The organism is Staphylococcus sp. GW823-FHT05F06, assembly GCF_058795495.1.
Window position 1 is genome coordinate 159,223 of the sequence record NZ_JBXAHW010000004.1, and the last position, 9,218, is coordinate 168,440.

Consider the following 9,218-nt stretch of genomic DNA (forward strand, 5'->3'; position numbering starts at 1 on the left):
CCCAATCTTCCTTTCTCTAACATCCCACAAATTCAATTAAAAAAGGACAGAACATATACTTCATACATTTATTGTTCTGCCCTTCATCAACATTGTTGAGAATTATGATATTTAGTTATTATTTTATCACATTTTCACTTTAGAGTAAGTACAGATTGTGATTATAATTGAATAGGTTGACTTACATCAATTTGAGGTTCTTCAATTAAATATTGACTAATATTATCACTAAAAACTTTAAAGTGATCTGATTGATTGTGTGCTTGAACCGCTTGTTCGTCTTTATAGTTTTCAACTACGACAAAGACATTTTTCTCAGTTACATCTTCGTAATGATGATAGAATAAATTACCATCTTCTTTTCTAGAATTTATGACTAATTCTTTCATAAGTTTTAGATAATCCTCGCGTTTATTAGCATCGATTTTTAATTTAGCATTAATTATAATCATTTTAGTCAACTCCTATACATATTAATTATAAGTTTAGCAGTTTATAACTGATAAAAAAAACAATTCGCTTATCGCTTCCATGCTCTATACCACATAATAAAAGAATAAACACACGCAATGATACGAATGTCATTGCATGTGTTTGAAAAATATTATTTATTAACGTGTTCTTCACTAACAATAAGAGGTTTATCTGGTTTAACGAAGAACCATAGAATTGCTGCTATAATAGCCGGAACGATTAAGAGTTGTAATGTCATTGACCATCCTAAATGATCTACAACAATTCCTGCAAGTAAAGGACTAATAAGTGCGCCAACATTTCCCCATAAGTTCATCCAACCTGACACAGTTCCAGAGAAATTACGACCTAAGTCAGTGGCTGCAGCCCAACTCATTCCCATAGAAATACCTACGCCACCTAAACAAAGTGATAACCAGAAAATGGTTACATATAAGTTGTCTGTATGTACTGCTAAGAAAATTGAAATTGAGAATACCACAAATCCCGCAATCGCAATTACGCCACGTGCAACAAAACGTGATTGACCTGTATTCAAAATCTTGTCTGAAATAGCTCCAGCAAATAAAATTAAGAAGAACATAAATAACCAAGGTAATGCACTGATAGTCATTTCTTTGAAATTCACATGATATTGTTCAGTTAAATATGTTGGTAACCATATTAGGAACAACGCGATAACAAACTGAACTACAAAGTATTGCAATGCGATTGCGTAGAAACTGAAATGACTTAAAAAACGTTTCCACGGTGGTAAAGATTTCTCAGTTGCGACAATATCACGATTTTGAGTAATAAATCTTTTCTCGGCATCGTTTACCATTTTATGTTGTTCTGGTAAGTCTTTAGCAATAATTGCCCAAAGAACTGCCATTAAAATTCCTACAACCCCGAAAATATAGAAAACGGCTTGCCAGTTAAAAGCATTGACAATGGCTATCGTGATGATAGGTGCTAAAACTGGACCAAAATAAGATCCTGCTAACAACGCACTAGATGCACGACCTTTTTCATTTTTAGCGAACCAAAAAGAGTTAAAAACTGCATTGGATGGATACATTGGCGCTTCACCAACACCAAATAAGAATCTAATAAAGTAAAGTAAACCATGATGTTTAATCATCCCTGTTAAGATGGTAAATGCACTCCACCAAACTAAAGCGACAGTAATCATTTTACGTGGTCCAAACTTCTCTGCTAACATCCCCGAAGGTACTTGCATTAATGCATATCCTAGGGAGAAAAATGATGCTAATAAACCAAATTGTGTCTTAGTTAACCCCAAATCTTTCATCATCGGTACTGCAATATAAGATATGTTAGATCGATCCATGTAAGCAATAACCCCAATAAAGAAGAACCCTATTGCAAAATACCAACGAACATTACTACGTTTTTCTTTCATATTTGTTTCCTACTTCCATTTGTATTATGTTGTTTCTTATTATGATGTCGTTATGTTTCAGAAATCCCCTCTGGTGACTGTTTTAACTTCAATTTTTAAAACAACTGTTAAGTTGTAGCGCTACAATTTTTTATTAATATAGCACGTAGTGTAAACGGTTACAATACTTTTTGTGAATTTTTTTTGAACTTTTTAATATTTTTTGTGCATTTTAGATGCATCATACACTTTTATATCTTTTACCGCGCCCCTTACACCCTATTCTCACAATATATTAGCAATCATTAGTTATTGATTTTTTAAAAATGGTTTCTAAATATGTAATTGACCAATAAAAGTTAAAAATGATTTGCAAATGATAATAATAACTTTTAAATGAATACGATATCTACAATCTTCTTAATAGAAATTGTAAAGAAATTTGAAGTCTTTTATTAAAGGTAGTAAAATATTGTAAACGAAACATTTAATATCTTGTAAATTAATTTCATATTTAACCACTGGAAGTGCCTTTGTTTAAGGCTGAGAGTAAAGAACTGACTTTATAATTCCTGGAACCTGATCCAGTTCATACTGGCGTAGGGAAGTGGCGACGCTCAATTTTATGAAGTCATACTAAAGCTCAACGCTATTTCCCAATATAAGGGAAATGGCGTTTTTTATTGTAGAAATTGGGGGGGATATTTATATTTATTGCGATTACATATCATAAACAACTGACTAGGGACGATTTACAGCATTATAAACATATCGAAGAAGCTATTGATGGCTTGTTATTTCGCACTTCCATGAATAACGAAGAAAACAAGGACATGATTCAATCTTTACTTCAATTGGGTTTTAGTAAAGATAAAATAATTATTCATAGCGATGTGACACTGTTAGAGGATTTACACCTTAAACGTATCCATTTTAAAGAAAATGACACAACTGCTTTCACATATAAAGAAGCTCATCCTGATATTTGTGTAAGTATGTCTACACATGACGTTGAAACAGTAAAACGATGTTACGAAAATGGTTTGGATTCTGTCTTTTTTGGACATATTTTTCCTACCTCTTCACATCCAAATGTACCACCGCGTTCTAAAGAAGCTATCCAACAGGCATTAAATGTTCCTATCCCTATTTATGCTATTGGTGGTATTAATGAACATTCACTTCAAAAGATGCCACCTGGATTTAAAGGTATATGTGCCATATCATATTTTAACAATGCTTCACTAGAAGAAATTAAACAATTAAGAAAGGAGTGGTCTACTCATGCATGATGTACTAATCATTGGTTCAGGAGTTATTGGTATGTCAATTGCTAGACACCTCAGTGCAACACACTTAGATGTTGCAGTCATAGATAGAGATGTACCTGGAAAGCATGCGTCATATAAAGCTGGAGGTATGCTTGGTGCACAAAATGAATTTACAGAGGATAGTGACTTGTTTCAATTAGCCATCGAATCTCGTGCTATGTTTCCACAATTAAGTAAATCATTATTAGATGAAACAGGCATAGACATTCAATTTAAAAATTCAGGACTTATCAAAATTGCTAATGAACACGATGATATCTCATCTATAAAACGACAATATCAATTTCTGAATAGTCAAGACCGTAGTGTCAAACAATTATCAGATGATGATTTGCTACAACTTACACATGGTGAAGTTAAACCTTCATACGCGGCCATTCACATACCACACGATGGTCAAATTAATGCACATCATTACACACTGGCATTAGTAGAATCAATGAAGTTAAGAGAGATTAAGCGTTATGAGTCTACAGAGGTCACTTCAATAGAACGGCATAATGGCTATTATTCAGTGAAAACCGATCAATCTTCAACAATTGAAGCGCACAAAATTATCGTTGCAGGTGGCGCATGGTCTTCGCAATTATTAACACAATATCATCTACAACGACAAGTGATTGGCGTTAAAGGTGAAGTTATCTTATTAGAAAATAACGATCTTTCACTTACTGAGACATTATTTATGACTAATGGTTGTTACATCGTTCCAAAACAACCCAATCGTTTTTTAATTGGTGCGACGAGTGAATTTAATAATTATTCTGTCGGTACTACAGATGAAGGTATGGATTGGCTTCTTCGCCATGCATATCATCGTGTCCCTCAACTAAAAGACAGTCATATACTGAAGAAATGGTCAGGAGTAAGACCATACACAGAAAAAGAAATGCCAGTCATGGATCAAATTGATGATGGCTTATACGTGATAAGTGGTCATTATCGAAACGGAATATTATTGTCACCTATTATCGGTCGTGACATTGCCAATTGGCTACTTTCTGGTATTAAACCATCACGTTATTCAAGTTTTACAGTTACAAGGAGGAATAATCATGAAGTGTATCATTAATGGCGACCTCTTCACTTTCGATCAGAATCAATCGATACAAGAGGTTTTACATTCACTTGAATTAGACCCAAAACGAGTGATTGTTGAACTAAACAAAGAACTTATCAAGCAAGACAAATATGAAGAATATACTGTAAGAGAAGACGACAGATTAGAATTACTAGAAATTGTTGGAGGCGGTTAATATGTTTAAAATAGGAAATTTAGAATTACAATCTCGTTTACTTTTAGGTACTGGAAAATTTGAAAATGAAGAGGTTCAGTCAAAAGCAATTGAGGCATCTGAAACAAATGTACTTACATTTGCAGTAAGACGTATGAATTTATATGATCGTAACCTACCTAACCCACTTGCAAACGTTAATTTAAAAGATTTTATCACTTTTCCAAATACTGCAGGTGCCAAAACAGCTCAAGAAGCTATCAGAATTGCTGAAATTGCTAATCACGCAGGTGTATGTGACATGATTAAAGTCGAAGTCATTGGTGATGACGAAACATTATTACCTGATCCATTCGAAACATACGAGGCATGCAAAGTATTGTTAGAAAAAGGTTACACTGTTTGTCCTTACATCTCTAACGATTTAGTTTTAGCTCAACGTTTAGAAGAATTGGGTGTACACGCAGTTATGCCACTTGCATCCCCTATTGGTACAGGAAGAGGTATTAATAACCCATTAAATTTAAGTTATATTATCGAAAATGCTAGTGTACCTGTAATCGTAGATGCTGGTATTGGTTCCCCTAAAGATGCGTGTCATGCCATGGAGCTTGGCGCAGATGGTATTTTACTCAACACAGCCATTTCAGCGGCAAAAGATCCTGTGAAAATGGCTGAAGCAATGAAATTAGGTATAAATGCTGGCAGACTTTCATATGAAGCTGGACGCATTCCTGTTAAGTATACTGCACAAGCATCTAGTCCATCAGAAGGTTTAGGGTTCTTGTAAAATGTCGCGTTATGAACGTCAAACACGCTTTGCACCATTTGGAGAAGAGGGTCAGCAAAAGCTATCCTCCTCTCAAATACTTATTTTTGGCGCTGGTGCTTTAGGAAGCCATATTGTAGATCAACTCGCACGCATGGGGGCTCATCATATTGCAATCGTCGATATGGATATTGTTGAAATTTCAAATTTACATCGACAAACACTCTTCGATGAAGAAGACGCACATACTTTAATATCCAAAGTTGAAGCAATCAAGCATAAGGTTAATCAAATTAATATAAATGTCAATCTAACAACTTATGATTTAGAAGTTACTTCATCAAATATCGAAAATTTGATAAAAAATGTCGAACCAGACATCATCATTGATGGCATGGATAACTTCAAAATACGATACCTGATTAATGAGGTTTGTCACAAGTATCAAATCCCATGGGTTTATGGTGCAGCTGTTGGTAGTAAAGGATCAGTATATGGAATAGATCACCAAGGACCATGTCTAAAATGTTTATTGCAAACAATTCCTGACACAGGGGAAAGTTGCGCTATTAATGGCGTAATTCCCCCTGTTATATCAATGATTGCAAGCTATGAAGTAGCAGAGGCCGTACGTTATCTTTCAGGAAAAGGATTTTCAAAGCAATTAATCACTATTGATGCATTTAATATCAATTATAAGTCAATGAATGTAGATGCACTCAAAAATAAAGATTGCCCAGTGTGTGAAAAACATGAATATACGTTACTAGAAAGCCAACAAGAACGTACTATTGAGGACTTGTGTGGGAATGCTTATTTATTTAGATTCCCACCTAAAGCTTTTAAACACGCTGCCCATTTCCCTGGGAATATGGTGAAATCTACTTCCTTTGCCAAATTAATTCAATATCAAACTTATGAATTCACCTTGTTTAAAGATGGTCGTATGAATGCATATGGTATACACAATGATGAAGAAGCACATCACCTATACAATACGTTGTTAAAATCCATACGCTAATTAAAGTAAGATTGTTACCCTTTCAACCTGTTTCTTGTTAAAATGACTTATACTTAACATCAAGTTTACGACAACTCGATTAATTTAAAAGGAGAAACTAACGTTGTATGGAACAAATTATCACTGATTTTATTAGTAAGTGGGGTTATACAGCGATATTCATTTTAATCTTATTAGAGAACGTATTACCTGTCGTTCCATCTGAGATTATTTTAACTTTTGCAGGCTTATTATCTGTGAAATCACACTTATCTATTTGGACATTATTAATCATAGCAACAATTGCTTCATTCATTGGTTTACTCATTTTGTATTATATTTGTAGACTTATCTCAGAAGAGAAATTATATCGTTTCGTTGATCGACATGGTAAGTGGATGAAGTTAAAAAGTAAAGATTTGAAACGGGCAAATGATTGGTTTAAAAAGTATGGTGCATGGGCTGTATTTTTATGTCGTTTTGTCCCAGTACTTCGAGTATTAATTACAATACCTGCTGGCATTAATCGAATGAACGTTATACAGTTTACAACTTTATCTTTAATAGGTACTACAATTTGGAATTTTGCTTTAATACTGCTCGGTCGTTTGCTCAGTGACAGTTTTGACGCTTTGATGAATGGTATTCATACATATTCACGTATCATGTATGTCATTATTATTATTGCAGTCATATATTTTGTTATACGTTATTTAATGAAACGTCGTCGGAGTGTTAAATAAATGTTATGCTAAGTTTTCCGTTTCTTAACGGTTAACTTAGCTTTTTTATTAATTTTAATTTTATGATACGCAATTATTGAAAATTAATTGATTTTTCAAGATAATCTATGTAAGCGCATTATTATAAATAATCGTATCGTTAGGTCGGAAAATATAATTAGAGGTGACTATGCATGACCCATATTACAGAAAGTGAAATGAAACAAAAATATCTAGATTTACTCTCACAAAAATTTGACAGTGCAGAAAAACTTGCTACTGAAATTATTAACTTAGAGTCAATCTTAGAATTACCTAAAGGGACTGAACATTTTGTTAGTGACCTTCATGGTGAATACGAATCTTTCCAACATGTTTTAAGAAACGGATCTGGAAATGTGCGTGCTAAAATTAATGATATCTTCAAAGATAAATTATCCCAGCAAGAAATCAACGACTTAGCAGCATTAGTATACTATCCGGAAGAAAAACTAAAATTAGTTAAAAATAATTTCGATTCAATCGGAACATTAAATATTTGGTATATTACAACCATTCAACGATTAATTGATTTAATTACATATTGCTCATCAAAATATACACGTTCAAAATTACGCAAAGCATTACCTGAACAATACGTTTATATTATTGAAGAGCTACTTTACAAGAGCAATGAATTTCATAATAAAAAGCCTTATTATGAAACATTAGTTAACCAAATTATTGAATTAGAACAATCAGATGATTTGATCATTGGCCTTTCCTATACTGTACAACGTCTAGTCGTAGACCATCTTCATGTCGTGGGCGATATCTATGACCGTGGTCCTAAACCTGATAAAATTATGGATACATTAATAAATTATCATTCTGTAGATATCCAATGGGGAAATCATGATGTATTATGGATTGGCGCCTATGCTGGTTCAAAAGTATGTCTTGCTAACCTACTACGAATCTGTGCACGTTATGATAATTTAGATATTATCGAAGATGCATATGGCATCAATCTACGTCCTTTACTTACGCTTGCTGAAAAGTATTACGATGCTGAAAACCCAGCGTTTAAACCTAAGAAACGACCAGATAAAGACGTCAGTCTTACAAAACGCGAAGAAAGTCAAATCACAAAAATTCATCAAGCAATTGCGATGATTCAATTTAAACTTGAAATGCCTATTATTAAGCGCCGTCCTTCTTTTGAGATGGAAGAACGTTTAGTTTTAGAAAAAATAGATTATGATAATAATGAAATCACTATATATAATAAAACATATCCGCTTAAAGATACTTGTTTCCAAACTGTAAACCCTAACAATCCCGCTGAGTTACTAGCAGAGGAAAAAGAAGTTATGGATAAGCTATTACTTTCATTCCAACAATCTGAAAAATTAAGACGTCATATGTCTTTCCTTATGCGAAAAGGAAAATTATATCTTCCATATAATGGCAACCTTTTAATTCACGGTTGTATTCCCGTCGATGAAAATGGAGAAATGGAATCATTTGAAATTGAAGGTGAACGTTTAAGTGGTCGTGAACTACTCGATGTTTTTGAATATCATGTAAGAAGAGCTTTTGACCATAAAGAATCTACCGAAGACATTTCTACAGATTTAGTATGGTATCTTTGGACAGGTAAATATTCATCTTTATTTGGTAAACGTGCCATGACAACGTTTGAACGTTATTTTATAGAAGATAAAGCATCTCATAAAGAGGAGAAAAATCCTTATTATTACTTACGTGAAGATGTTGATATGATACGTAAAATGTTAAAGGATTTTGGTCTTAATCCAGATGAAGGACGTATCATAAATGGTCATACGCCTGTTAAAGAAATTGATGGTGAAGATCCAATTAAAGCTAATGGTAAAATGTTAGTCATAGATGGAGGATTTTCAAAAGCTTATCAATCAACAACTGGTATTGCCGGATACACACTTTTATATAATTCATTTGGTATGCAATTGGTTGCACATAAAGAGTTCAATAGAAAAGAAAAAGTGTTATCAATGGGGGCAGATGAATTGTCAGTGAAACGCGTTGTAGATGAAGAATTGCAACGTAAAAAAATTAGAGATACCAATATCGGTAAACAACTTCAAGATCAAATTGATATCCTCAAAATTTTAATGCACGACCGATATTTAACATAATATCTTCAAACATATTTTGTAAGTTGATGTGTAATAACATATCTTATCTCCTAATAACTTAAATTGAAAGAGGCTGGGACATAATTTCTAACAAATTAGCCAGTAAATGAGTTTATTATAAATTCATTTACTGGCTTCTTTATT

The 9,218-nt window shown here is 33.3% G+C and carries 9 protein-coding genes and 1 riboswitch; of the genes, 7 read left to right on the top strand and 2 right to left on the bottom strand.

Annotated features, from left to right (window positions below; translation table 11 throughout):
- Positions 1–161: 161 nt before the first annotated feature.
- Both AC1Q7N_RS04370 and AC1Q7N_RS04375 read right to left on the bottom strand, forming a co-directional pair.
- A complete protein-coding gene (locus tag AC1Q7N_RS04370) occupies positions 162–452 on the bottom strand; it encodes a putative quinol monooxygenase (protein ID WP_002438178.1) in 291 nt (96 codons plus the stop codon).
- Positions 453–604: 152 nt separating this feature from the next.
- Complete coding sequence (locus AC1Q7N_RS04375; RefSeq protein ID WP_002438175.1) at positions 605–1,879, bottom strand: pyruvate MFS transporter; 1,275 nt, start codon at positions 1,877–1,879, stop codon at positions 605–607.
- Positions 1,880–2,371: 492 nt separating this feature from the next.
- Positions 2,372–2,481, top strand: a riboswitch (TPP riboswitch).
- A 69-nt stretch (positions 2,482–2,550) separates the two neighbouring features.
- On the opposite strand from AC1Q7N_RS04375, the gene AC1Q7N_RS04380 reads away from it, so the two are divergent.
- The 7 genes from AC1Q7N_RS04380 to AC1Q7N_RS04410 all read left to right on the top strand — a co-directional run bounded on the left by AC1Q7N_RS04380 (position 2,551) and on the right by AC1Q7N_RS04410 (position 9,074).
- Positions 2,551–3,150 (top strand): thiamine phosphate synthase, encoded by a 600-nt coding sequence (locus tag AC1Q7N_RS04380; protein ID WP_002438172.1) that lies wholly within the window; start codon positions 2,551–2,553, stop codon positions 3,148–3,150.
- Positions 3,143–4,261 carry a glycine oxidase ThiO gene (gene thiO / locus AC1Q7N_RS04385; protein ID WP_002438170.1) on the top strand — a complete coding sequence of 373 codons (1,119 nt, stop codon included), beginning with the start codon at positions 3,143–3,145 and terminating at the stop codon, positions 4,259–4,261. Before AC1Q7N_RS04380 ends, thiO begins: the two co-directional genes overlap by 8 nt.
- Positions 4,245–4,445 carry a sulfur carrier protein ThiS gene (gene thiS, locus AC1Q7N_RS04390; protein WP_001831588.1) on the top strand — a complete coding sequence of 67 codons (201 nt, stop codon included), beginning with the start codon at positions 4,245–4,247 and terminating at the stop codon, positions 4,443–4,445. Before thiO ends, thiS begins: the two co-directional genes overlap by 17 nt.
- A gap of 1 nt (position 4,446) precedes the next feature.
- Positions 4,447–5,214, top strand: a complete 768-nt coding sequence (locus tag AC1Q7N_RS04395; protein ID WP_001831506.1) for a thiazole synthase — start codon at positions 4,447–4,449, stop codon at positions 5,212–5,214.
- 1 nt (position 5,215) lies between these two features.
- Positions 5,216–6,214: a thiazole biosynthesis adenylyltransferase ThiF gene (thiF, locus tag AC1Q7N_RS04400; RefSeq protein WP_001831616.1), complete on the top strand. Its 999-nt coding sequence runs from the start codon at positions 5,216–5,218 to the stop codon at positions 6,212–6,214.
- A gap of 107 nt (positions 6,215–6,321) precedes the next feature.
- Positions 6,322–6,936, top strand: a complete 615-nt coding sequence (gene uptA, locus AC1Q7N_RS04405) for an undecaprenyl phosphate transporter UptA (RefSeq protein WP_001831584.1) — start codon at positions 6,322–6,324, stop codon at positions 6,934–6,936.
- A gap of 173 nt (positions 6,937–7,109) precedes the next feature.
- Positions 7,110–9,074, top strand: coding sequence for a fructose-1,6-bisphosphatase (locus tag AC1Q7N_RS04410; protein ID WP_002438166.1), 1,965 nt, complete (start codon positions 7,110–7,112; stop codon positions 9,072–9,074).
- The last annotated feature ends 144 nt before the right edge of the window (positions 9,075–9,218 follow it).

What these genes read in the sequence shown, in the direction of transcription:
- AC1Q7N_RS04370 (WP_002438178.1), bottom strand. Translation starts at nt 452, where the DNA reads ATGATTATAATTAATGCTAAATTAAAAATCGATGCTAATAAACGCGAG.
- AC1Q7N_RS04375 (WP_002438175.1), bottom strand. Translation starts at nt 1,879, where the DNA reads ATGAAAGAAAAACGTAGTAATGTTCGTTGGTATTTTGCAATAGGGTTC.
- thiO (WP_002438170.1), top strand. Translation starts at nt 3,143, where the DNA reads ATGCATGATGTACTAATCATTGGTTCAGGAGTTATTGGTATGTCAATT.
- thiS (WP_001831588.1), top strand. Translation starts at nt 4,245, where the DNA reads ATGAAGTGTATCATTAATGGCGACCTCTTCACTTTCGATCAGAATCAA.
- AC1Q7N_RS04395 (WP_001831506.1), top strand. Translation starts at nt 4,447, where the DNA reads ATGTTTAAAATAGGAAATTTAGAATTACAATCTCGTTTACTTTTAGGT.
- thiF (WP_001831616.1), top strand. Translation starts at nt 5,216, where the DNA reads ATGTCGCGTTATGAACGTCAAACACGCTTTGCACCATTTGGAGAAGAG.
- uptA (WP_001831584.1), top strand. Translation starts at nt 6,322, where the DNA reads ATGGAACAAATTATCACTGATTTTATTAGTAAGTGGGGTTATACAGCG.
- AC1Q7N_RS04410 (WP_002438166.1), top strand. Translation starts at nt 7,110, where the DNA reads ATGACCCATATTACAGAAAGTGAAATGAAACAAAAATATCTAGATTTA.